Consider the following 22,503-nt stretch of genomic DNA (forward strand, 5'->3'; position numbering starts at 1 on the left):
CATATTTATCCCCATAACCGATGTTGATATGGTTCTGTTCCTCCTGGGAAGTGACTATTTCCACACGGCCTTCTAAAAGAATCACATCATCTCCATCCCCTGCGTGGACAACAATCCAGGGCTGCTGAGCAAGATTTTTTGCTTTTTGCATATCACGTCGAGTACTAAAGTAGATGCTCGTGCCATCCCAAATAAACCAAACGGGTACAGCATGGGGACGTCCATCTGGTCGCGTTGTGCTGATCCAAATGGAGCGTTGTGCCTGAAGCCGTACATCCACTTTCCTCCAGGGAATAAAACCACGCATGAATTCCTTCCTCATGTTTGTATTGCGCTTCAATAGAGGTTGATGCTTCTATCATAGAACACTAACGCAACGATTGAGGGTTTGGGCGACGAGAACGGTTATGAGATTACCAGAAGGTATATGATGAGGAGCATCACGAAGATGGATCTTGAAGAAGGAGAGCAAAAGCTTTCAATTATACTTGAGGATTTCACATGAAAGTACCAGCTTCTCAATGAGAGCAAGTATAAAAGAGACGCGCCATTTTATGTGGCAAATTTGCCGTATTTCCTGATGCTGCATCTTTCATCTTTCTTCGTTGATGCTAGCCAGCCACAGCGACAGCTCGACAAAGATATTGCCCACGATTTGAAGATCGGGCATCGCACGGTGCTTCGCACCAAAAAGCGATACCCCGAGGGGGGAATGGTGTGGGCATTAGCTCGCACGAACGGGCAAAAAATCAAGACGCTGAACCCGACAAAAGTTGCTTACGCGCAGCAAATGTACTCCTCTGGCAGACCTGTCAATGAAATTTGTGAAGAGTAAAGTATCTCTCGTGCAACAATGTATCGTTGGTTTCGAGAGGCCGCACAAGACGCGAACGCCGCGAACGCGAAAAAAGTGGATCCTTTTGGGGTATCACCCACACGCCCGGGGGACGTTCGACGAGTGCAAAAAAGACATCATGTCATCGAGAGTTATCGCGATGGGACGGCCAGCTCCGTGTCACACTCATAGCCAGGCGCCTGATGTGTGACCGTTGGCCAATAGTCACACGCGAAGCTAGCTAGTGAATAGCGTGAATGTTCGACGATTTTTGAGCTGAAACATAGGAAATCGGTGTCAATCATAGGAATCGATCATTGAGAGCCTGGAGAAACCGCTTAAAATCTCGTTTCTTCCATCATCATTCTGTAAATTGAGGTATTGTTGAGTGGAAAAATGCATTACTGAGGTAAGCCCAGGATAGGTGTAAAATTCTATCAGAAGCGAGATCCTCGTAAGAGAGTTTTACACCTATCCTGGTATTCTGGGCCTGTCTCTGAGAACATGGTTCTATATGGAGGAAGATATGCTCTCAGCATTGAGAACCATTCAAGATGAGGGCCTCGCAGAAATGTATGATCTATGCCAAATGCAGAACAGCTTTGCCGGTGAATTGCCTTTGCAGCAGGCGTTGTGCGATATCACCAATGTCGTGCCAGGAAGCCTCAACCTCGATTGACGTTCGCAATTGCTGCTCGGCTACCATTTGTGCGAGCCTGGCCAGATAGCGAGCATGATTATTGAATACTTGCCCGTCGAGGGTCGTGAGGGGCATTCCCCCGGTCATGATTAAATTTCTGAGATCTATTGTTGCCTTTGCCTCTGGAGATGCCGACCAACCGAGCATGACGCACGTTGCTCCTGGTGCCAGCAGAGAGAGTGCGCTCTCCAGGGTTTTTCCACCGACCGAATCGATAATCAAGTCGTAAGGGCCATAGGCACGCGCGGGTTCGAGATCGTCTCCCACAATTACCTCATCAGCCCCGCCTCACAGGGTATTGTCAACTTAGCGAGAGAATAGAAGAGCTTTTCTAAAAAGAATGATGAGAGGAAAGGAAGAGGGAGAAGATTGAGGGGGAGGTCTTTGTTAAGCTGCTGCTTTTCTGCCGGTTACCTCGTTCCAAACCTGGAAGCGCTTCTGCATAAGGGCACGATAGACCGAGGCGTTGAGACGATGTCGTTTGGGCCGAAAATGATCGGTGATTGGCCCAAAAGCAGAGAGGAAGCGTTGCGCGTGTCCCGGTGATTTGAAGCACCGCATGGTTCGCTCACGTTGCCTGGTTGATTGGTGCGAACGTTCCGCGCAATTATTGAGCCCCTTATGCTGGCGATGCTCGACACTTCGCATGATGTCCTGCTTGGCAACAGCATAACTGGCTCGTTTGTCGGTTCTACCAGAAATTGGAGACGCTCAGCAAGTTGACAATACCTCCGCGAGAGTAAGAAACAGCATGGTTTCCGAAGCTCAAAAACGAGCCGTCCTTTCCCACTTTTATTGTATCACCTCCTGTCTACTCGCACACTGCCTTTTTGGACGATTTTTTTTGGCGTTCTTTCCCCTATACTCAGGCGGAAGCGACGCTCGTCTTGCGCACTCCCCGGTGAAAGCGCTCCCTTGAGGCAGTGAGACCTCTTGTGTGTGTGCTGAAATCAGCACCTGCTTCATCAGGCGTGTGTCAGACCCTCGTCGTATGCGAAAGGCGTCATCGAGAGATGAAAAAGGAGAAAAGATGTTATGGCGGCAAGCGAGAAATCTGTTCTATTACCGGAACGCGTCTCCTTTGCGCGTATCCCAGATATACGGCCCATGCCAGGGCTGATTCAGATCCAGCTCGACTCTTTTGAATGGTTCAAGAAAGAAGGTCTGCGCGAACTTTTCGAAGAAATTTCTCCTATTGAAGACTTTACCGGCAAAAACCTCAGCCTGGAATTTATTGTCCCTCCTGAACCCTTTGGCAAGCCAAAATATGACGAGGACGAGTGCCGCGACCGCGACACCACATTTGCCGCTCCCCTCAACGTCAAGGCTCGCCTGATTAATAAAGAGACAGGTGAAATCATCGAGAAGGACATCTTTATGGGTGACTTCCCGTTGATGACCAAGGCTGGCACCTTCATTATCAATGGCGCCGAGCGCGTGGTGGTGAGCCAGCTGGTGCGTTCACCTGGTGTCTACTTCACGATGGACGAGGACGCGACGACTGGTAAAAAACTCTTTGCCGCAAAGTTGATTCCTGGACGTGGGGCCTGGCTGGAGTTTGAGACCAGCAACAAGAATCTGCTAACCGTCAAGATCGACCGCAAACGGAAGCTACCCATTACGACGCTGCTGCGCGCCATCTCGCGCCTGGCCAAAGAGCACTGGCATGTGGAAGACCTGGATCTCTCGACCGATCAGGGCATTCTCGACGCCTTCGCCGGGGTCGAGAATGGTGAGACCGTCCGCTATATTCAGGCGACCCTGGACCGCGATCCCGTGAAGAAGGAGGAAGAGGCCCTCCTGGAGCTGTATAAGAAGCTGCGTCCCGGCGATCCCGCCACTCTGGACAACGCGCGCTCCCTGGTGAAGAACCTCTTTTTCAATCCACGCCGTTACGATCTGGGCAACGTTGGTCGCTATAAGTTGAATCGCAAGCTGGACCTCTCGATCCCGCAGAGCCAGCGCATCCTGACGCAGGACGACCTGGTGGCGATCATCCGGCGCCTGGTCTCGCTCAATAATGGGCGTGGACGCAAGGATGACATCGACCACCTGGGCAACCGCCGCGTGCGCTGCGTAGGTGAGCTGATTCAGAGCCAGTTCCGCGTTGGCCTGCTGCGTATGGAGCGCGTGGTCAAAGAGCGCATGAGCATTCAGGAGCCTGGGCAGGCCACCCCGAACGCGCTCATCAATATTCGCCCGGTGGTTGCGGCGATAAAGGAGTTCTTTGGCGGCAGCCAGCTCTCGCAGTTTATGGAACAGACCAATGCCCTGGCGGAGATTGGCGTCAAGCGTCGTCTCTCGGCTCTGGGTCCCGGTGGTCTCTCGCGCGACCGCGCAGGCTTTGATGTCCGTGATGTCCACGAGTCGCACTATGGTCGTATCTGCCCGATTGAGACCCCTGAAGGTCCAAACATTGGTCTGATTGGTAACCTGGCGACCTATGGCCAGATCAATCCTTATGGCTTCATTGAGACGCCATACCGTCGCGTCGTGAAGCGTCTGGCGGCAAATGACGAGCGTTTGCTTGGTCGTGATCTGCGTGGCTATTATGGCCGACGCGAAGATATCGTTACCGAAGATGGCGAGGTGCTCTTCAAGCGCAATAACCCGGTGCGTGTTGATGAGGAACTGTTCAAGAAGCTGGCATTCTTAGGTGATACACCCTTGAGTGTCAAGCCGTATGTGACCGATGAGGTTGATTATCAGACCGCCGATGACGAAGAGAACTTCTATATCGCCCAGGCGAATGCTGCTTTGACAGATATCAACGAATTCGCTGATAACCGTGTGCTGGCCCGCTACCAGGGTGAGTTTACCGAGGTTCCCTCGGAGAGCATCGATTATATGGACGTCTCGCCTCGTCAGACGGTGAGCGTCGCGACCGCGCTGATTCCCTTCCTGGAGCATGACGATGTCAACCGCGCGCTGATGGGCGCGAACATGCAGCGCCAGGCTGTGCCTCTGTTGCGACCACAGTCGCCCATTTGTGGCACGGGTATCGAGCGCCAGGTGGCCGTCGACTCGGGTCAGGTCATTGTGGCCCAGGCGAGTGGCGAGGTTGTCTCCTCCACGGCGCGCAAGATCGAGATTATGGATGAGCATGCTCAGCTCTACTCGCACACCTTGCGTAAGTTTGTGCGCTCCAACAGTGGTACCTGCATTAACCAGCGTCCCATTGTGAAGAAGGGCGACTATGTCACCAAGGGCCAGGTGGTTGCCGATAGCTCCTCAACCGAGCTGGGCGAGCTGGCGCTGGGTCAGAACATCCTGGTTGCCTTTATGAGCTGGGAGGGTGGCAACTTTGAGGACGCCATCCTGATTAGTGAGCGTATCGTGCGTGAAGACCTCTTTACCTCGATCCACATCGAGAAATACGAGGTGGATGCCCGCGATACCAAGCTTGGTCCCGAAGAGATCACACGCGACATTCCGAACGTGGGTGAAGAAGGTCTGCGCAACCTGGATGAGCGTGGCATCATCTATGTGGGCGCCGAGGTTGGCCCACAGGATATCCTGGTCGGTAAGATCACGCCGAAGGGCGAGACGGAGCTGACCGCTGAAGAGAAACTGCTACGCGCTATCTTTGGTGAGAAGGCTCGTGAAGTCAAAGACACCTCACTGCGTGTGCCTCATGGTGAGCGTGGTAAGGTTGTCGAGGTCAAGGTCTTCTCCCGCGAGGCGGGCGATGAGCTCTCGCCAGGCGTCAACCAGCTGGTTCGCGTCAGCATCGCGCAGAAGCGTAAGATCGGCGCAGGCGATAAGATGGCGGGACGCCACGGAAATAAGGGTGTGATCTCGCGCGTGCTGCCGATTGAGGATATGCCCTTCCTGCCTGATGGAACGCCGGTGGATATCATCCTGAACCCGCTGGGCGTGCCTCACCGTATGAATATCGGCCAGATCATGGAGACGCACCTGGGCTGGGCTGCCAGCGTTCTTGGCTTCAAGATCGCCACCCCGGTCTTTGACGGCGCGACCGAGGAAGACATCGAAGAGATGTTGCGGCGCGCGGGCTTGCCTGAGACGGGCAAGGTCCAGCTCTATGATGGGCGTACTGGTGATCCATTCGATCATCCAGTGACCGTTGGCTATACCTATATGTTGAAACTGCACCACCTGGTTGAAGATAAAATTCATGCTCGCTCGACAGGACCGTACAGCTTGATCACGCAGCAGCCGCTGGGTGGTAAGGCGCAGTTCGGTGGACAGCGCTTCGGTGAGATGGAGGTATGGGCGCTTGAGGCCTACGGTGCAGCGAATATCCTGCAAGAGATCCTGACTGTCAAGTCGGACGACGTTGTGGGTCGCGTAAAAACGTATGAGGCCATCGTCAAGGGCGAGAATATAATGGAACCAGGGGTTCCAGAATCCTTCAAAGTCCTGGTCAAGGAATTGCAAAGCCTGGGCATCAATGTCGAAGTGTTGAATGAAGACGAGCAGAAGATTCAGTTCGTTGAAGACACCTCGAATGATGTGATGCCGGAACTGGGTATTAATCTGTCCGGTTTCGAAGGAGACCAGTAATTTGTAAATCCCACAATGAAACTGGTGAAGGAGTACAAGTATCCTGGTGGCTTGTGAGCTTGCTTTGTTTTCTCCACTTCGCGCTTGAGAGGCACGCACGAGCTATCGTCCTCCCTCAAACAGTTTCTCTCTATCGACCAGGAGAATTCTACTGCTCCCACCGGTTTCATTGTGGGATTTTGTAAATCATTTTGCTTCGTGGGCGGACATTGGACAATGAAGTGGGCAGCAAAACAGGGAAAAGAAATAGAGCCAACAAAGGAAAAACTCACCCCTACTCTGCTGACAGAAAAGGTTGCTCCCCATCGAATTTGTTCAGGATGAGCTTACTTCACTGCGATCCGCTCCTTACAGAAAAAGGAGTGGATCGCACGCATCTTCTCAGAGGAGAGGAGTGAAGCTGCATCAAGGAAAGCTTTGCAAGGAGCGGCTCCTTTAGCGGTTTTCTTTGGCCAACTGGTAGGTTGCGATCACAACGCCTGTGCTCGTCGTCCTGGTGCCGACAAGCTGGAGCGTGGCTGCTGCACCGCCTTCCGGGAAGAGGCGGCGTCCCGATCCCAGCACCAGCGGGTGAATAAGGAGCACGTACGTATCGACGAGGTTTGCCTGCATGAGTGACTGGACCAACTCTCCGCTGCCCATGATCACCAGATCCGTGCCTGACTCCCGCTTGAGCCTGGCCACAGTCTCTGCGGCGTCGCCTTTGAGCAGCGTGGAGTTGATCCACGGGAGCGGTTCAGAGAGCGTGGTGGACGCGACGTACTTCGGCATGTTGTCGAGCCTTGCCGAGAAAGGGCTGTCCGTTCGCTTGGGCCAGACGGAGTAGAAGTCCTCGTAGGTGCGCCTGCCCAGTAGCAGGGCAGGGATAGTGGGCATGCTATCCCCCGCCAGCGCCATCGCGTTGTAGGGCGCTCCCCAGCCGCCGTGCTCGAAACCGCCCCGGCGATCCTCGTCTGGCCTCGCCGGGGCCTGCATGACCCCATCGAGGGTCAGATTCGTGAAGACAATTACTTTGCTCATGAACTCTTTCCTCCTTCTGTCGAGAAACCATGGTGTTTCTCTCGTTTGTTGGAGTATACCTTGCCTTTCCTTTGAGCGCTTGTAAAAAACCGTCATCATCAGACAAAAGCATAGCCTGCTCGCTCATGATAGAAGTCATCGACCTGTTGAGCAAGGCGTGTAGGAGTCATGCCAGAAAAGGCTTTAATGTCGTGAATCAAATGAGACTGGTCAGTGAAGTTAAGAGCAACTGCCACATCGGTCAGCCGTGCAAAGCGCCTGGTTTTGATGAGGTGGATCGCTGCATTAAAGCGCTTTACCCGAAGATACGCCTGGGGGGTCAGGCCCACCGCCTGGGTGAAGCGCCTTTCAAACTGGCGTTCAGAGAGATGAAACGTGTTCAGCAAGTCTTTGACATGCAGCGAACCAATGTGCGCGTGGATCAAACGGAGGCTTTCTTCCACGAGCATATCTCGCGGTTTCTCCTGCTTGAGCAGAGCCACCAAGAAGGTGGAGAGAAGCGCCATCTGTTCCTGCCCGCTGCGGGCTTCCATCAATTGGCTTGTTAAATCGAGAGCCCCGCACTCCTGCGGGCCTATCCATCCGGGAGCAAGTTGCGAGGCATTGATCCCAAAGAGGGTTTTGAGGGCGGAAGGCTTGAAAATCACATGCACCGTTGTGAAAGCTGTTTTTTTGTATGTCATGACGCTGGGCTCGATCACGGGTCCAGAGAGAAAGAGGGGAGGTGGGCAAAAGCTGCGTCCCGAATGGGTGACGATGTGTTCAAGAGCAGTGTGCCCCTTATTGTGATGAAAGACCATTCCTGGCGCACCAGTAGGAGAGACTTTAATGGTCACGGCTTCTTCGCCACGATAGTTGGCGATCCTTACGCACTCTACCTCGTTTTTGAGGATGGCTGGAGGTGGGAGAATGGCAAAGTGGATCGAGTGCATACAACACATTCTTTCGTTTCATAAAAAGACACATTAGCCGATGGTTCTTTCTCAATTCTTCTTTTGCTTGCCTGCAAAGCTGGTAACGGCGAGAAATGAGGCTTACTATCTCCTCTCTGGCTTGCTCTTTATCTCCCCTTCTTCGTCAAAAGTTCACAACAGCCTCTAGTAGAGTATGTAGGAAGAAATGTATTGCGTCTCACTTTCAACACTTTCTGAAAACGGGACAAGCTCAGGTTGACTACTTCCTGTTGCAGTGGACGAAAATGCTGTGGGCAAATGGCTCCAATGTAGTAGAAATGATCCTCAATATCAGCTCGATAACGATCCCTTGTGAGGAAACCAGATATTTGAGAGAGCGCGAGAGCTTTTTCAAATAATGCGCAAACATCAGCCTCGGTTTCGACAGGCCTGAGGAGTTTTCCGCCATTGGGCTGTAAGGGCATACCTTACCTCGTTCCATCTTTTGGAGCATCAAAGCTGGACCATTTCATCATGAGGCGTATTCTACTCGGTTTATCTTGTCATTGGCAAGGAATTTCATCGGTCAAAGAGTGGCGGGATAGAGCAACAGCCCCTCGTGCACGCGAAGAAAAGGTGTCAATCTGTGCAGTTTCGCTGTTTTCTGGCTCTGAATCTCATAGACCTGCCAGTCCTGGACGGTCAATGCATCCGCGATCAGCGAGCGATGGCAGCGCCAGGGCACGGCCTCAGCGCACATAATGGCTGCTGTGCATTTCGTCGCACATTCTTGCAGTTTTTGCAGGCCCGCCCGAAACGTATCTGTCGCCATGTAGTCGGCGTAGCCCCGAAAGGATGTATTGTGCCAGCCTTGATTGGGTGAATCTTTCGTGGGGCGCCGATGGCCTCCTAATACGCCCAGGTGGACGTAACCAATATGAGCCACCTTTAATGCCTTGGCAAGCGTCTCGCCATTGAACTGAGGCGAGCGAGCGGAAGTAGGAGCGATCCGTACATCCACGACGAGGTTGATCGCATACGCACTCAGCAAGGCTAAAAACTGCTCGAATGTTCTTGTTGAATGACCAATGGTATACAGCGTTCGCATAGTATGCCTACTGCTCTTTTCCTCAAAGACGATAACAAAAGAGGCGGCGTAGGTTGGCGCCGCGTTTTGGGAGGTCGTCCCCACATCCACGGCTTGGCTCGGTGGTTGAGTTGCGCAGTGGAGACCTGCATCGCTCGATCTCACTGGCATTGGCAAAACTCTGGCCAGCGAAGGCATCGCGGCGGAACAGGCGCCACCACCCCTCCTGCATGTTGAGCCAACAGGCTCCTCTGCGAATGAAAATGCGCTGGATGCGCGGATGGTCTGCGAGCCAGGTGAGGATTTCCAGGCTGTTATGACTACTGAGATTGTCTGTGATAAGGAAAAGATCGCCAGTTGGGTTGTCGGTCTCAATGTCCTTGAGGAGCTCAATGGAGTTCTTGGAGTTACGCGCAGCCGTACAGCGGGTGATCTCCTTGCCATCGCGGACCCGTAGGGCTCCATAGATCCACACCTTGTCATCCCCACGACTATACTCCAACGGAGCTTTGATGCGATGGCCATCGGCCGACCAGCCTGGCACCGGCGCAAAGGTGCCTGGAATCACCGGTCCGAGTTCATCGGTGCCGATGGTCGTCGATCCTTTGGGCGGCTGGGTATAGTGGATGACGACCACCGTTCTTTTGAGGCGCGCATCCTTGTCATCGCTCTCTCCCCAACTGTGGGTGCGACGCCAGCGCTTGCCTTCGTGCAGGTACATGCGTCGGATCTGATTGCGCTCTACCTGGATCCCTGCGGCATGGGCGGCTTCGGTGAGGGCATCCAGGCTCCATTGTGCCGATCCTTCTTCCTCGCGAGCCTCCAGGCTTCCATCTGCATAGCGCTCCAACCTCCCGGGCGGCGGTTGCTTCGCCAGGGCCAGAATCTTACTGCGCTCCAGTTCGGTCAGCCGGGGCTTGCGTCCCGCTCCTTCCCGCATCCCTAAACCGTTGATCCCCTCCGCATTGAAGCGGTTCAGGTGGAGGCGCACCGTCTGGGGATGGCAATCCAGATCGACGGCAATCTCGTCTGGCGTCTTGCCTGCCCAGTTCTCCACGACCATCTGAGCATGAAACTTCCAATCAGCAGGAGCATGGTGGCTTCCGGCCAGTTTGCGCACCTGGCGTTCTTCTTGTTCATCTTGCGCGGCTCGCGCGCTGACGTGTTTGGGCATGGCTCTGCTCTTCTCTCAATGACCTTCTCCTCGTTTTAGCATAGTCCCAATGAGGAACAGAGCACTACCGGTACTTTGTTGCATTGGGATTTTACCCCGTTTTAAACCCACCACGTGAGAGCAATCTGTGCTCAAATTGCTCAGAATAGACATCCACTATCAGACGCGATTCCCCGAGTCCACAAAGTACCGGTAGGACACGTTGCACAAATGCGTCAACTCCATACTCCTGTATCAATGCTTCCCCAAGATCTTGTAATGCACTACGGTTGTCCTCTTTCCCGCGGCGCTGTGCCTCTGCCCGGACAGAGGAGCCAAAGGATATAACGTCGCCCTGTAGAGCGATAGTGAGCGCTCTGACAAGAGAGGTCTTGCCAGAACCACTCTGACCGCTTAAGCCGATAATCCTCATGTGTTTGTGATTCTTCATGGCTGCTCCTTGCGGTGTGCTGCTCTCTCGACGGCCCACAACGCTAAGGTTCTCGGAGGAGTGCACGCTTGATGACCCACTGCATGCGTGCACGGTACTGATCCTGGGACCATCCACGCTCTCTGGTAAGGGTTTCCCAGGTTGAAACCGAAAGAGCAGTCCAGAAGAAGTCTGCCGCAGCCTCAATGGTCCAGGCAGGATCAAGTGTCCCCTGGCTGGCAAGCGTCTGGACGACAAACAGACACCCCTCATAGAGTGCCCCCATCCGATCTGCCCAGGCAGCTGCTGCCGCTTCATCAGTTTCACGAGCCATTAACAACGCTTTCCCAAGTCCATAGATCTCAGGAACATACGCGGCCCAAAATGCCACATATGCCTCGATTCCCAGCACACCATTGCTTGTTTGGCACGCTTGCTGGATGCGCCTGGGAAGTTCCAGCCGTTCGTCCAGATATCGGGCGGTGGCGATTAACAGATCAGTGCGAGAATGAAAATGCAGATAAACGGCCTGACGGGAAACCCGGGCCTCGCGCGCGACATCTTCCAGGCGTACACCTTGCCCCCGGCTTTGCTCCATAAGTTTCCAGGTTGCGAGTAAGATGCGTTCCCGCGTCTCGCTATGAGTACTTGACATATCGAGTATTTTGCCATACGCTTTACACGACGTCAACTTTACACAGTGTAAAGCGCATGCACGTTGGAGGTGTTCAATGTATGATGCCATCATTGTGGGTGCGCGGGTCGCAGGTTCAGCGACTGCGCTTTTAATTGCGCGCAGAAGTTATCGGGTGCTGCTGGTGGATCGAGCCAGCTTTCCCAGCGATACGCTTTCGACCCATTTGATTCAACTACCCGGCGGCGCTGCCCTCAAGCGCTGGGGGCTGCTTGACAAGGTGATCGCCACTGATCCTGGCAAGGCGGCCCAGGTCCGTTTCGATATGGAAGAGCTAGCAGTAGTGGGGCAGTACCCTTTTCTGGATGGAGTGAACGCGGTATACAGCCCGCGCCGGTATGTTCTCGACACCATTTTGCTCGCGGAGGCGGCAGAGGCAGGAGTTGAGGTGCGCCAGGAATTTACAGTCCAGGAACTGTTGTGGGAAAATGGGCGAGTCGTTGGCATACGGGGGCGAACGAAAACGGGTGAAAGTGTGATCGAGTGTGCCCGTATTGTCATTGGAGCTGATGGGAGGTACTCGCTGATTGCCAGAACAGTAGCCGCACCTACTTACCACGAACATCCGTCACTGACCTGCGGCTATTACTCCTACTGGTCCGACGTGCCCACGCAAGGCGGAGAAATCTATCTGCGAGGTAAGCGCTTCATCAGCCTCTGGCCCACGAACGATCATCTCACTTTGATCTATACTGCCTGGCCTGCCGCCGAGTTTTCCGTGTTCCGGGCCGATATCGAAAGGAATTTTCTGGAGACGCTTGACCTGGTGCCTGCTCTCGCTGCGCGAGTACGTCAAGGGCAGCGGGCAGAACGGTTTCGTGGATCGGCAGAGATGGCAAACTTTTATCGCAAACCCTTTGGACCGGGGTGGGCTTTGGTAGGCGATGCTGGGTACCAGAAAGACCCGATTACGGCGATGGGGATCAGTGATGCTTTCCGCGATGCTGAATTGCTCGCGGCCGCGCTCGACGATGGCTTTGCGGGACGGCGACCTCTTGCAGCGGCCCTCGCGCACTACGAGCAGCGCCGCAACGCTGCCTCCAGGCCGTTCTATGAGTTTACCCTGGAGACAGCACAGATGAAGCCTTTGACGGTTGGGCAGAGGGAACTCCTGCAAGCTCTCCCACGTCATCCCACGGCAGCCAGCCAGTTTTTCGGAGTACTCACCGGTGTTGTGCAGCCAGCCACGTTTTTTCGGCTACAGAACCTCTTCCAGATCCTCGGCGTGCAAGGACTGACGAAGATGGTGCTGAACACCGTGTTTCAGCCACGCCAGAAGGGAGAACGATCAGGAATACTTCTGCCTTCTGGAAGAAAGGGTGCCACTCATCACAAATAGTGGTCACTTTTTCATCACAGTAAATGGCACTCTTCCCACTCAAAAAGAGGCCTCGCCATCAGGGGGTCCCGACATAAAAACCCTTCTCAATTCCGGTAAGAACGCCCCTGCTCCTAGCGGGATCTAGAGGGGAAAATATGTTGAGATCCCAGAGAGTTGCTCTACCTCGATGATCGACATCGGATCATCGGGGACTTGCCCACCCTGGGCCACGGGCTTCCTCATCTCCTCCTCCATCTCCGTGCAAAACTGCCTGATCAGTGCCACCTGCTCCGCTCGCGTCGTGGCAAAGGGCATGTTCATACGCTGCCAGTGCAACGTTTCTCCTGCAACGCGCTGTTTCACGTCCTGCAGCAAGTAAGCATTGCCAAATATGAAACGATCTCCCATGATGAGATCCCCGCGCAGAACATATTTAATACTGATAGACGTCATCATCCAGAAGGTGCTTACATCGCGTGACGCGAGCCGGAGACGCTCTTTGGTGGATTCCGAGGCTGGCGGCGCGCTGGGGAGGCCAACTTTATCGAGCAGCAGGCGGCACTCTTGTTGCGGGATTTGCGCGTTTTTGAAGCAGGAAACCCTAGAGGCGACTCTAGCAATCCCTGACTTTAGCCATGGGGAGGATGTCAACTGTAAGAATAGGAGATAACGCACATACTGCGCCGTTGGGCAGTATATTTGCAGCCTTCTTCCCTTTGCTGTCGTTTCTGACCCCATGCAGTTCAGGAGAGATGCAGGGTGAGGAAGTCGAGCGTGCGCTGAACGATGGCGCGCAGCCTGGGTGTGTCCTCCCGCACATCGAAGGCGTGCTGCCCCTCGGGGTGATTGATCAGTTCCAGGGGTAGGTTTTGCGCGATGGCACGCTGAATAAAAGGATCGATGGCGCGGTTCATGCCTGCATCGCGCCCGGCTCGGACGAGTAACAGAGGGGAAAGTGTCTCGGCATGCTCGTTGAGGTATGCTTCCGGTGAGAACTCGCGCAGTATGGCTTCATCAATAGTCGCAGGCAACATCTCGCGGTACACCAGCGGGTTCACCATCGCATAATACGCAACAACGCAGCGCACAGAGGATGTATGCATGCGGTAGGCAGCACGCAAGCCATAATCGCCGCCCGCCGAGCAGACCCAGATGCCCAGGCGCTTGGCATCCACCTCGCGTACCTGTGTTCGCAGATAACGCACCACGTCATCAATATCTTCAGCGGGGTCTTGTAGCCGCGTGCATTCCTGCGAGGCGCGATGGTTAAACGTCACCCCGATCAGCCCACAGGCCGCGACGAGCCGTGCCCAGGAGGTATACTGCCCCCTCTCCTTCATATCCGTTGGCGTATTGATCTGGGCCTCACCATGAATGGAGATCACTGCCGGGCGCGGCGTATCCCCCTCCTGATAGTCCCCTGGCAAATAGAGGTCCAGCAACCAGGGAGCACCCTCTCCTGGCTTATAGGCAAGGTCTCTGCGGACTTGAACTCGCTCCATACCTGGGAGCATAAAAGCAACTGTTTCAGACATAGCTCATCCTTTCGTCATACAAGCAGTATGGAAGCTGATGATGTATAGAGTTGCACCTCAACTACTCAACAAGGTACCTGGTCGCGAGAGACGCGACCCAGGCTCGTTGCTCCTCGGTCTCCGGCACTGGGTAGCCTCTGGTCCTGCTCAAGTGCTCGAATGCCTTCTCAGGAGACCAGCCAGCGAGCACGAGCAGACTTGCCGCCATCAAAGCGGCCCGTCCAAGCCCTTGCCGACAGTGGAGAGCGATGTGCTTGCCCTGCATGCGCTGTTCATCAAGCTGTTGTATGAGGGCCAGGGTGCGATCATTGAGGGGTGGCACGCTCCGATCGATGATGGGGAAGGAAAAGAAGGGTATGTCCTGGGTTTGGCAGAAGGCAGCTTCTTCTGCAAGCTCGAACTCATCGACCTCCAAGGGCGTGAGCAGGGAAACCAGCACATGGACGCCTGCCTCGCGTAGGGCGGTAATTTCATCCATCAGCCAGTCGCCACCGCGTGGACGGGCTATAATGCTGATGCACCCGACAGGCAGTTCATGAAGAGAATACAATTGTGCGCGCATGCTGGATCTCCCTCTCAGATGAGACGTGATTGAAGCCTATGACAAAATGCTTGGGTTACCCCCAACGCTTCTCGCGTGCTCGCTGCTGACGAGCCTCGCGCCACCGATGAAGGCGCTTCAGCTTTTTTCGGCTATCGAGCACCTCTCTGCGAATCCACGCATGACGATCAAAGCGGCGATACGCGATCTCTATGTCATCCCATGAACCAATAAAGAGCGTCTGGTCGGGACGCTTCATGTGCGGGGGTGGAGAATACTGTACGTCATCCCAGGCTCGTCTCTCGGCTTTGGCTCCATACCATTGGCGAATCATGCCGACGCTACGGATACGGCGAAAGTAAGGGGGAAGATACGGAAATTTCAAGCGACTCCTCCATTCTGCACGAAACATTCGTGCTAAGGAGGATGCCTGCTTTCAATCAAAGCGGTCTTCTTTCTACTGCAAGGAGTGCTCTTCCTTAGTATCACATATTTGCGGGCAACAATCTAGATGGCGTGAGCAGCTAGATGAGAAAAGCAATTAGCAAGCAAGAAGGCAATTAGGAATAATGTTTTTATGTGAGTAGAAGAGAAGAAATGATGAGGTGCTTCATGTCGAACACTCCACAAAAACGGGGTAAGCTCAAGTGATCGTTCCCCAGTTTAGTGGAGTGGTAGAATGTGGGACGGCAGTGTTCTTGAAACACGGCAATGATGCTTTTCCAGGAAAAGGGCATCAGATTCCGTTGGAAAACGCTAGTGTTGTAATCCGGTCCATTAGTACTCGATGGCCTAGTACAGCCAGGGAAGGAAAGTACGATATGTTACGAGGAGAAAAGATTATCTTGCGCCCCTTCAAGCGGGAGGACCTGGACACACTGGAAGCCTGGAGCCATGATCCCCACTTCGTGGGTGAATTCAACAACTTCGGCATGCATGGATATGGTAATATGGAGCGCGACTTCGACGAGGATGGGATGATTAGCAATCGCTTGGGGCGTTTGGCCGCGACCACATTGGATGGCACACTTATTGGTCGCCTCAGCTATCATACGACGAGCCATGGCCCTGGCGAGGGAAATAGAGTCTACATGATTGGCATTGGCCTGCACCCCGATCACCAGGGGAAGGGCTACGGCGTCGAGGCGCAACGCCTCTTGACGGACTACCTGTTCGCGACCTTTCCCATCATCCGCGTGGAAACGATAACGGACATTACGAATAGACCGGAGCAACGCGCATTGGAAAAGGCGGGCTTTACGCGCGAAGCCGTTCTGCGTAAAGCCCAGTGGCGCAATGGTGACTGGCACGACCAGGTGTTGTATAGCAAGTTGCGTGGCGAGTAAGCTCTGTGCGACACGCCAGGGGTATGCCCTAGAAAGCTCTAGAGCAGGACTTTATTGACATCCTCCCCATGGCTAAAGCCCTGTCTTTTACCCACATTTTACAAAGCAAGCTTGAGCACAGACCGTTTCCATTGAAAATGAAAGCCCATCAGCAGCGCTTCCAAGCTCTTTACAGATCCGTGAAGAGTACACCGTCATCCTATGTTCCTCCTCCAGCTGGCGATAGCATGCAAACTCTTTACCTCGATCGGCGGTGGCACTCTTCATCGCTCTTTTGGGCAAAGAGGAACATAGGGTTCCAAAGGCCGCTTGCATGGAGAGAGCGCACCGGTCAACCATCGAGACGGCTACATAATAGCGGGTTTTACGTTCAATGAATGGTCGCCACACATCCTTTGGACGTGCCACGGCCCGAAACGACGGTATCCAGTTCCCAATGGCCTGCTTCAAGCCGCTTGTGAACCTCTTTGGGACGCTGACGAATTGAGGTGCCGACGTTGAAACGACCTCGCTTCTCTTGGGGGCGCTGCCGCTTGCCTTTGTGGCGCAGAACCTGCAAACGCCCATCAAGAAGATGGCCTTGGGAAAGCCAGCGGTAGATCGTTTTAAAACAGATGCCTCCCAGGGTCGCTGCAATCTGCTCTGGTGACCAGGTACGCAGCAAGCCCTGCTCAATCCGAGCCAGAAGCTCCAAGCACTGTTTGTCTTTAGGACGACAATGCTCTCGGCGCTCTTGGTAGGCTTGCTGAGCACGATCAGCTTGATACGTTTCATCATTTCGTTGTCGTTCTCGTGCAATGGTCGAGTGATATCGACCAAGCAACGCGGCAATTTTTCGATTTGAGAGACCTTGTTGAAAGAGGACGTCTATTTTGCCTTGTTCAAATGTGTCCGCGATGGGCGTACCTCATGGAGTGATCCTTTGTCGCAATGGTTTATGGTGAACTCATTGTACACGAATAGTCCATGAGCCTTTTTTTCCCTAGATGTCGCACTTCATATTACAATCCGTCTAATGAAAAGAGCGGTCGTACCATATAACTTTGCAGCCTGTTGAAAAAAAGCCCTTCATGGGGGTTTTTGCATATCCCCCCGAAACAGTGTACTCGTTTCGGGGGGATATGCAAAAAAAACTACTACAAGCAGCCATCAGATTACGACTTGTCTGGTGCTTGCATATACCACTCAGTGAACGAGCGACACTGCCCCTCATCAGTGAAGTGCAGCACCCACAGATTGTGATACGCCCGCTTGAGCGTTTTCTGAGTCTGATCCGTATAATAAGAGGACAATCCGACAGCAATCGCCATGCGGTCCTCGACCAGCAACGGTCGATACTCACCATGGTACGTCCCCGCTGCGTCACGGTTCTCTAGCCAGGCCGCAACGATTTGGGAGCGACCGCGAGCCACATCCTCCCCCTCGTCCCAGGGATGCCAACGATACTCAGCGTCGTCGGTAAACAATGCAGCGATCTCGTCTGGATCATAGGTCGTCCAAGCATGGGTGTATGTGTTGAGCCAGCGCTGCACCATCTCAGCATTCATCTTCATGGCCTTTTCTCCTTCCTCATGAAAGATCTTCATGGCCTTTTTTACTCATTTGTTTGTTCAGTTTCTCGTCTATTTCCCTCATGCATCAGTATCATAGCATCTCGTTCCCTATTCTGCAGTGTCCAAAAACCTGCTGTCTTTTGACACGTAACTTCGCCAAAACGGGGAGATATGCGTCAAAGAAAGAAAATGGCGAGGATATGTGTCAAAATGGGTTTCTTTGGAAGTAAACCCAGGCCTTTGAATGAGGCGGCTCATATCTTCTCATGACTGGAAATAGATGAAGCGGGCTTGATCCCTCGCAGTACTTCAGCCTTATAGGAAAACAATTGTAGCGTAACAATTCTTCCCCGACCACGAGGCGTAGGAATTCCTACGCCTCAATTGGTAGTATCTCCGGCTGGGCAGTTGGTAGAGTCTCCTCTGATACCTCCTTGCTTGCGATAGTGGGCAGGGTATGTAGTGTACGTATACGTGGACCTAATACCCAGGCAACAGAGAAAAGCAAACCAACGGCCTCACACACTAGCGTCCAGCGCAAACCTATCAAGCCCTGCAAACCACCTGCGATAGCGCTGCCAATGGGCACTGCCCCTAATATTAGCCAGAAAATACTGGCGTTGACACGCCCCAGGAAGGCATCATCAGTGATCGCCTGCCGTAGACTTGGATAGTAGATGTTCGTGCTTGCTAGCCCCATGCCATTCACCAGGAAGACCCCCACCAGGCACGCAACCTTGAACACAAATGAGCCGCCGATAAAGGGTATGAAAAGCATAACAACACATTCCAGAAACGTCATCAGGATCAGAGCAGGCCCTAGTCCTATCTTCTTCGCCAGGGGATCAGCGATCAGCGCCCCGAAGAGTGCTCCAATACTGCCCATCGCCAGAATGGTTCCTAGAAGGGCAGGCGAGATCAGCAGGTCGCGTGTGGCATAGACGACAAAGAGCGTCTCAAAGCCGACACCGAAGAAGTTATACGTCATGGACGCCAGGACCAGCACACGTAATATGGGATTGCGAAACACTAAAATCAATCCCGCAACTATCTGACGCCAGGCTGGTTCAGATGCAGGTGCCACCTCTGGCGCGGGCTCGCGCTTCCGAATGAGGAGCAGACCAAGCGCGGACACAACGAACGATCCAGCATCTATCAAAAGCGCGAAGGGCGCGGTCACCAGTTGCACGAGGAGCCCACCCGTTCCTGGACCACCAATCTGCGCGACGGCAGCGCTAACCTGCAATTTACTATTGCCCTCAAGTAAGTGCTCGCGCCCGATCAAGGTTAATAGATAGGGCTTGTATGCGGTATTAAAGAAGACCGCGAACATGCCTATCAAAAAGGCAATGATGTACACATATTCAATCCGTAGCAGATGAAAAAATGCTAGCCCTGGTAGCAATACCAGGAGCGCGGCCTGCCCCAGGTTGGCAGCGATGAGCAGGGGGCGACGGCGATGATTGTCCGCCCACCAGCCCGCGAATATCGTGAAGAAGAGGTATGGTGCCCAGATCGCAGTACTGACCATCGCGACCTGCCACGGAGTCGCATGTAAGGTGATGATTGCTACCAGCGGCAAGGCGAGGGTCGTCACCTGGGAGCCGAAGAGCGAAATTGATTCACCCGTCCAAAGTTTTAAGAAGTCGGGTTGTCGCCAGAGGGCGCCAAATCGTAATCGCATATGTATTATTCCTTTTCAAGTTCTGTATCAAATGTTTCCTTGTAGCCAGCGAAGTCCCAGAACAGAGATCCGTCCAACCACCATAGCTAGCAGGACATTGCGCGTCTTCACAGCGACAAGGAGCGTCACCAGAGCTGCGCCCATGTCCGCTATACTCGTCGTAAACACCGCTGGCGCAACCAGGGCAACAAAGATCGCTCCGGTAGAGCGTTCATGCGCCTCTCTAGCCGTCCAGACAAAAGCACGTACGTCATAAGCCATATCCCACCAATACGTGTCAGATAAGTAACCACTCCCATCCCTAGAATGGTGAGAAACGAGATCAGACTAATCTGCATTGCGTAATCCTCCCACGATGCTTCCGGCGAGTGCACCCAGCAAGATATACCACTTGCCAGGAAGCAGGTGCGCGGAGGCAACTGCCACGACAGCCGCAATACCCCAGGGTAGGAGATCACCCTTCCCTTTCCAGAAGCCCGCTAGCAAGGCCACAAAAACCGCCGTAGAGAACATCCACGCCGGAACCATCATCACGCCACTACCGAGCAGGAAGGCCGTATCCCGCTTCCCTGACCTTTCCAATTGCTTTATATGTAATGGTATCATTGTAAATGATACCATTACATGCGATATAATAGCAAGTATAGTTACAAATCAGATGGAGAAATGGTAATGGATATATCCTGGCAAGTACTTATCAACACCGATTGGCATGACTATCGTGGAATAGCCAAGGACGAGGATCGTCTGCTCAAACTGCTCAAGCCGGGTTGGGAGTCACTACTACAAGAATGGTGGAATATTGAGGGGCTAGAGCAGCCTACGCCGGAGGTTATTGGAGCATTACAAAAGTTGCGCACGCTCCTGCAACGGATCACGGGGGACATTATAGGAGAGCGCGAGATCGCGAAGCACGACCTTGATGAGCTCAATATATACCTGGAACATGCCCCCTCGCATCTCCTCCTCACGCGCGGAGAAGATTTTACGCTACAACGCGTTCCCTGCGCCTCTGACTGGACGTGGCTTTTAGGTCAGATCGCGGCCTCCTTTGCCACACTACTGGCGAAGTACGATCTTACACGCGTCAAGCAATGTAGTAACCCCAATTGCCGCTGGACCTATTACGATGAAAGTAACAGTAAGCGTCGCCGCTGGTGTGACGACGACTGCGCCAATATGATGCGTGTGCGGCACTTTCGTGAACGCCATCGCCTTGCCTAGAGCATAGTACTTCTATCTTCACTTCCGGCATGTCAATACTCATCTGCCGATACATATATACAAGTCGGAGCACAGCTAGAGCTTCGGTCGAGAAATAGAGTTGGGTAATCCTCTGTGATGAGAATATCTCCAGATTTGACCGAGGGATGGAAGAGGGAGCTGGCAGGCTCTCTTCCATCCCTTTTTCTGCAAAACAAGGTATGGAAAGATGTTTAGATGGTCGTGGCAAAAACCTTGTGATACAGGTAAGTCCGACACAGCAATTGAAAGCCGACGGCTTCATAAACGAAACGCGAGGAAGTAAACTCCGTACTCTTCTCCTCCTTCCCGGGATGAGCGCCTGTCACCAGTGCCGCCTGCATCTCCCGTTCGCGTAAGCGCTGTAACCCGCCAAGCATCAGCGCCGTTGCCAATCCTTGACGACGAAATTGCGGGCGCGTTCCCACCGGTTCAAACAGGCCCACGCGATTTACCGGGTCCACCCAGCAAATGCAACCCGCTGCTGGCGTGCCATCAGGGGCCATGATCATCAGATCGAGCTGAGGATCGTATTGGGGCATCTGCATCACTGCCAATTGTCGCAAGGTTCCCTCCTCGTAGGTCTTGCTCCCCTTTGGGAAAAAAGCATCACGTTGCAGCGCAGCTCGCATCTCTGCCTCAGCCTCTCCAGCAACCGGGCGAAGCGTGAATCCTGTGGGCAAAACGGGGGCTGGCACAGGCTCGATCAGCGGTCGGCGGTAGCAATGATAGTACATTTCTTGGCGCTCATATCCTTCACGTTCAAGAAAACTCACCATCTCCAGATCGTCGCCGGAGGCTAAACCCCAGGTTTGTTCCCATATCTCATACTGGTTCTTGCCCTGCTGCCCAGCGCGCTCTTTTACCCGCTGCACTGCCCACTGGTGTACCATACGATAGCGCTCGTGCGTACGGAAGTCGGGATGAAGCAAGCAGACGATCTCATCCCCGGCAATGATCCCGAGAGCAAGCGCCTCACCATTTTCTTGATACCAAAAATGCCAGTTCTGCTGATCATCAAGCGAACCATCTCGGCACCACCATTGGAGGTCGCCAATGTGCGGATAATCGTTCTGTGGGTCCAGTGCTCGACAGATGGTGACAAATTTCATGGCTTCTACAAGAGCTGGTCCGCCAGGACGCGCAAGCTTCTGTGCTGTGTTCATGTGTCTGTCTCCTTATTTTTCTCATTGCTGTGTTATTGAATGCTTCCTGTGCCTGATCGGCGGGATTTCTCCCGGTCAGGGGTTGCCGCATTTGCCATCAATACATCGTTTCACCTGGATAACAAGTGCGCAGATAGATACCACCTCATTGCGGTAACATCGGCAAAAGTAGGGAAGAAGCAAACTTCATCAAGCCAGGTGAGCGAGCAAAGAGATGGTATGCCACCCAGCGACAAGGAGAGAAAGAAACGAGAGGGAGAAAAGCGTGCTCAACAAACCATACCCAGTTGAGATCTCAACTGAGGTCATGAGGAAGCATGGCACCCTTTTCTGCCGCATAAGCCAATCTTGTGCTGGGACTTATGCGGCAGAGGTGCTTGTTTTGCGGTTACAGTTCCGATGGATCATCCATCCAGGGGGAGGCATCTCCCCCCTTAAGTAGACAGTGTTCATGGAAATACAGTACCATACGGTTGGGGTAAACGTCAAATAGGATACACACGCTTTCACCGACGCAACCATCCCACGCGCAAGATGGTTGGGACAAGAGAACGGATCTGGAGGAAATGGATGCAACCAGCTATGTGGAAGCCACCTGTGACGCTCACGCAACAAGAAGAACACATTGTTACTAAGATTCGCAAAGCCAAACTGTTTGTGTTTTTACAGAGAACGCGGCGAGAAAGGCCCGGTCATTGATGCCGGGGATGAATCGCCGCCTCTGCTGGATGAGAGGAAAGAGAGCAGGGTCAGATACCTGGAACTTGCGTTCTTCC

Annotated in this window: 21 protein-coding genes and 4 pseudogenes; 5 read left to right on the forward strand and 20 right to left on the reverse strand. The window is 53.5% G+C overall.

Annotated features, from left to right (window positions below; genetic code table 11):
- Positions 1 to 34: 34 nt before the first annotated feature.
- A pseudogene (locus JMJ04_RS48960) lies at positions 35 to 322 on the reverse strand (pyridoxamine 5'-phosphate oxidase family protein); the annotation flags it as partial.
- Positions 323 to 556: 234 nt separating this feature from the next.
- On the opposite strand from JMJ04_RS48960, the gene JMJ04_RS29315 reads away from it, so the two are divergent.
- Positions 557 to 835: a hypothetical protein gene (locus JMJ04_RS29315; RefSeq protein WP_201373940.1), complete on the forward strand. Its 279-nt coding sequence runs from the start codon at positions 557 to 559 to the stop codon at positions 833 to 835.
- A gap of 580 nt (positions 836 to 1,415) precedes the next feature.
- Here JMJ04_RS29315 and JMJ04_RS29320 read toward each other — a convergent pair.
- A pseudogene (locus JMJ04_RS29320) lies at positions 1,416 to 1,808 on the reverse strand (zinc-binding dehydrogenase); the annotation flags it as partial.
- 114 nt (positions 1,809 to 1,922) lie between these two features.
- Positions 1,923 to 2,237 carry a DDE-type integrase/transposase/recombinase gene (locus JMJ04_RS29325; RefSeq protein WP_307811779.1) on the reverse strand — a complete coding sequence of 105 codons (315 nt, stop codon included), beginning with the start codon at positions 2,235 to 2,237 and terminating at the stop codon, positions 1,923 to 1,925.
- A gap of 333 nt (positions 2,238 to 2,570) precedes the next feature.
- Between JMJ04_RS29325 and rpoB the strand changes: the two genes are divergently transcribed.
- Complete coding sequence (rpoB, locus tag JMJ04_RS29330; protein ID WP_201373941.1) at positions 2,571 to 6,062, forward strand: DNA-directed RNA polymerase subunit beta; 3,492 nt, start codon at positions 2,571 to 2,573, stop codon at positions 6,060 to 6,062.
- A gap of 435 nt (positions 6,063 to 6,497) precedes the next feature.
- Here rpoB and JMJ04_RS29335 read toward each other — a convergent pair whose 3' ends face one another.
- From JMJ04_RS29335 to JMJ04_RS29360, 6 genes are all read right to left on the reverse strand, one after another.
- The gene (locus tag JMJ04_RS29335) at positions 6,498 to 7,082 is read right to left on the reverse strand and encodes a dihydrofolate reductase family protein (protein ID WP_201373942.1); all 585 of its coding nucleotides are present in this window, start codon (positions 7,080 to 7,082) and stop codon (positions 6,498 to 6,500) included.
- A 98-nt stretch (positions 7,083 to 7,180) separates the two neighbouring features.
- Positions 7,181 to 8,014, reverse strand: a complete 834-nt coding sequence (locus JMJ04_RS29340; RefSeq protein WP_201373943.1) for an AraC family transcriptional regulator — start codon at positions 8,012 to 8,014, stop codon at positions 7,181 to 7,183.
- A gap of 547 nt (positions 8,015 to 8,561) precedes the next feature.
- Positions 8,562 to 9,083, reverse strand: coding sequence for a DUF488 domain-containing protein (locus JMJ04_RS29345; protein ID WP_201373944.1), 522 nt, complete (start codon positions 9,081 to 9,083; stop codon positions 8,562 to 8,564).
- Between the two features lie 22 nt (positions 9,084 to 9,105).
- On the reverse strand, positions 9,106 to 10,236 hold the full coding sequence (locus tag JMJ04_RS29350; RefSeq protein WP_236038477.1) for an IS630 family transposase: 1,131 nt from the start codon (positions 10,234 to 10,236) through the stop codon (positions 9,106 to 9,108).
- A gap of 91 nt (positions 10,237 to 10,327) precedes the next feature.
- Positions 10,328 to 10,666 carry an AAA family ATPase gene (locus tag JMJ04_RS29355; RefSeq protein WP_201373945.1) on the reverse strand — a complete coding sequence of 113 codons (339 nt, stop codon included), beginning with the start codon at positions 10,664 to 10,666 and terminating at the stop codon, positions 10,328 to 10,330.
- Between the two features lie 43 nt (positions 10,667 to 10,709).
- Positions 10,710 to 11,300, reverse strand: coding sequence for a TetR/AcrR family transcriptional regulator (locus JMJ04_RS29360; protein WP_201373946.1), 591 nt, complete (start codon positions 11,298 to 11,300; stop codon positions 10,710 to 10,712).
- Positions 11,301 to 11,376: 76 nt separating this feature from the next.
- On the opposite strand from JMJ04_RS29360, the gene JMJ04_RS29365 reads away from it, so the two are divergent.
- A complete protein-coding gene (locus JMJ04_RS29365) occupies positions 11,377 to 12,678 on the forward strand; it encodes an NAD(P)/FAD-dependent oxidoreductase (RefSeq protein ID WP_201373947.1) in 1,302 nt (433 codons plus the stop codon).
- Positions 12,679 to 12,801: 123 nt separating this feature from the next.
- Here JMJ04_RS29365 and JMJ04_RS29370 read toward each other — a convergent pair whose 3' ends face one another.
- The 4 genes from JMJ04_RS29370 to JMJ04_RS29385 form a co-directional block, all read right to left on the reverse strand.
- Positions 12,802 to 13,068, reverse strand: a complete 267-nt coding sequence (locus JMJ04_RS29370; protein ID WP_201373948.1) for a hypothetical protein — start codon at positions 13,066 to 13,068, stop codon at positions 12,802 to 12,804.
- 335 nt (positions 13,069 to 13,403) lie between these two features.
- Positions 13,404 to 14,195: an alpha/beta hydrolase family protein gene (locus JMJ04_RS29375; RefSeq protein ID WP_201373949.1), complete on the reverse strand. Its 792-nt coding sequence runs from the start codon at positions 14,193 to 14,195 to the stop codon at positions 13,404 to 13,406.
- Positions 14,196 to 14,256: 61 nt separating this feature from the next.
- A complete protein-coding gene (locus JMJ04_RS29380) occupies positions 14,257 to 14,757 on the reverse strand; it encodes a protein-tyrosine phosphatase family protein (protein WP_201373950.1) in 501 nt (166 codons plus the stop codon).
- 55 nt (positions 14,758 to 14,812) lie between these two features.
- Positions 14,813 to 15,121, reverse strand: coding sequence for a hypothetical protein (locus JMJ04_RS29385; RefSeq protein ID WP_201373951.1), 309 nt, complete (start codon positions 15,119 to 15,121; stop codon positions 14,813 to 14,815).
- Positions 15,122 to 15,557: 436 nt separating this feature from the next.
- Between JMJ04_RS29385 and JMJ04_RS29390 the strand changes: the two genes are divergently transcribed.
- Positions 15,558 to 16,082 (forward strand): GNAT family N-acetyltransferase, encoded by a 525-nt coding sequence (locus tag JMJ04_RS29390; RefSeq protein ID WP_201373952.1) that lies wholly within the window; start codon positions 15,558 to 15,560, stop codon positions 16,080 to 16,082.
- Positions 16,083 to 16,452: 370 nt separating this feature from the next.
- Here JMJ04_RS29390 and JMJ04_RS29395 read toward each other — a convergent pair whose 3' ends face one another.
- The 6 genes and pseudogenes from JMJ04_RS29395 to JMJ04_RS29415 form a co-directional block, all read right to left on the reverse strand.
- Positions 16,453 to 16,905 carry an IS30 family transposase gene (locus JMJ04_RS29395; protein ID WP_201373953.1) on the reverse strand — a complete coding sequence of 151 codons (453 nt, stop codon included), beginning with the start codon at positions 16,903 to 16,905 and terminating at the stop codon, positions 16,453 to 16,455.
- 3 nt (positions 16,906 to 16,908) lie between these two features.
- Positions 16,909 to 16,980 (reverse strand): annotated as a pseudogene (locus tag JMJ04_RS48965) (hypothetical protein); the annotation flags it as partial.
- Between the two features lie 256 nt (positions 16,981 to 17,236).
- Entirely contained in the window at positions 17,237 to 17,635 is a 399-nt protein-coding gene (locus JMJ04_RS29400) for a nuclear transport factor 2 family protein (RefSeq protein WP_201373954.1), read from the reverse strand.
- Between the two features lie 373 nt (positions 17,636 to 18,008).
- Positions 18,009 to 19,319: an MFS transporter gene (locus JMJ04_RS29405; RefSeq protein ID WP_201373955.1), complete on the reverse strand. Its 1,311-nt coding sequence runs from the start codon at positions 19,317 to 19,319 to the stop codon at positions 18,009 to 18,011.
- 27 nt (positions 19,320 to 19,346) lie between these two features.
- Positions 19,347 to 19,657, reverse strand: a pseudogene (locus tag JMJ04_RS29410) (AzlD family protein).
- On the reverse strand, positions 19,647 to 19,925 hold the full coding sequence (locus tag JMJ04_RS29415) for a hypothetical protein (RefSeq protein ID WP_201373957.1): 279 nt from the start codon (positions 19,923 to 19,925) through the stop codon (positions 19,647 to 19,649). The pseudogene JMJ04_RS29410 and the gene JMJ04_RS29415 overlap by 11 nt, the downstream one beginning before the upstream one ends.
- Before the next feature lie 66 nt (positions 19,926 to 19,991).
- Here JMJ04_RS29415 and JMJ04_RS29420 point away from each other — a divergent pair, with 66 nt between their 5' ends.
- Positions 19,992 to 20,543, forward strand: coding sequence for a CGNR zinc finger domain-containing protein (locus JMJ04_RS29420; RefSeq protein ID WP_201373958.1), 552 nt, complete (start codon positions 19,992 to 19,994; stop codon positions 20,541 to 20,543).
- 212 nt (positions 20,544 to 20,755) lie between these two features.
- Here the strand turns inward: JMJ04_RS29420 and JMJ04_RS29425 are convergent, their stop codons facing one another.
- Positions 20,756 to 21,727, reverse strand: coding sequence for a GNAT family N-acetyltransferase (locus JMJ04_RS29425; RefSeq protein WP_201373959.1), 972 nt, complete (start codon positions 21,725 to 21,727; stop codon positions 20,756 to 20,758).
- Between the last annotated feature and the right edge of the window lie 776 nt (positions 21,728 to 22,503).

The organism is Ktedonobacter robiniae (assembly GCF_016587375.1).
GTDB classification, from domain to species: domain Bacteria; phylum Chloroflexota; class Ktedonobacteria; order Ktedonobacterales; family Ktedonobacteraceae; genus Ktedonobacter; species Ktedonobacter robiniae.

Coding starts and splice junctions, on each gene's coding strand:
- rpoB (WP_201373941.1), top strand. CDS start 2,571: ATGGCGGCAAGCGAGAAATCTGTTCTATTACCGGAACGCGTCTCCTTT.
- JMJ04_RS29335 (WP_201373942.1), bottom strand. CDS start 7,082: ATGAGCAAAGTAATTGTCTTCACGAATCTGACCCTCGATGGGGTCATG.
- JMJ04_RS29340 (WP_201373943.1), bottom strand. CDS start 8,014: ATGCACTCGATCCACTTTGCCATTCTCCCACCTCCAGCCATCCTCAAA.
- JMJ04_RS29345 (WP_201373944.1), bottom strand. CDS start 9,083: ATGCGAACGCTGTATACCATTGGTCATTCAACAAGAACATTCGAGCAG.
- JMJ04_RS29350 (WP_236038477.1), bottom strand. CDS start 10,236: ATGCCCAAACACGTCAGCGCGCGAGCCGCGCAAGATGAACAAGAAGAA.
- JMJ04_RS29355 (WP_201373945.1), bottom strand. CDS start 10,666: ATGAAGAATCACAAACACATGAGGATTATCGGCTTAAGCGGTCAGAGT.
- JMJ04_RS29360 (WP_201373946.1), bottom strand. CDS start 11,300: ATGTCAAGTACTCATAGCGAGACGCGGGAACGCATCTTACTCGCAACC.
- JMJ04_RS29365 (WP_201373947.1), top strand. CDS start 11,377: ATGTATGATGCCATCATTGTGGGTGCGCGGGTCGCAGGTTCAGCGACT.
- JMJ04_RS29370 (WP_201373948.1), bottom strand. CDS start 13,068: ATGGGAGATCGTTTCATATTTGGCAATGCTTACTTGCTGCAGGACGTG.
- JMJ04_RS29375 (WP_201373949.1), bottom strand. CDS start 14,195: ATGTCTGAAACAGTTGCTTTTATGCTCCCAGGTATGGAGCGAGTTCAA.
- JMJ04_RS29380 (WP_201373950.1), bottom strand. CDS start 14,757: ATGCGCGCACAATTGTATTCTCTTCATGAACTGCCTGTCGGGTGCATC.
- JMJ04_RS29390 (WP_201373952.1), top strand. CDS start 15,558: ATGTTACGAGGAGAAAAGATTATCTTGCGCCCCTTCAAGCGGGAGGAC.
- JMJ04_RS29400 (WP_201373954.1), bottom strand. CDS start 17,635: ATGAAGATGAATGCTGAGATGGTGCAGCGCTGGCTCAACACATACACC.
- JMJ04_RS29405 (WP_201373955.1), bottom strand. CDS start 19,319: ATGCGATTACGATTTGGCGCCCTCTGGCGACAACCCGACTTCTTAAAA.
- JMJ04_RS29415 (WP_201373957.1), bottom strand. CDS start 19,925: ATGATACCATTACATATAAAGCAATTGGAAAGGTCAGGGAAGCGGGAT.
- JMJ04_RS29420 (WP_201373958.1), top strand. CDS start 19,992: ATGGATATATCCTGGCAAGTACTTATCAACACCGATTGGCATGACTAT.
- JMJ04_RS29425 (WP_201373959.1), bottom strand. CDS start 21,727: ATGAACACAGCACAGAAGCTTGCGCGTCCTGGCGGACCAGCTCTTGTA.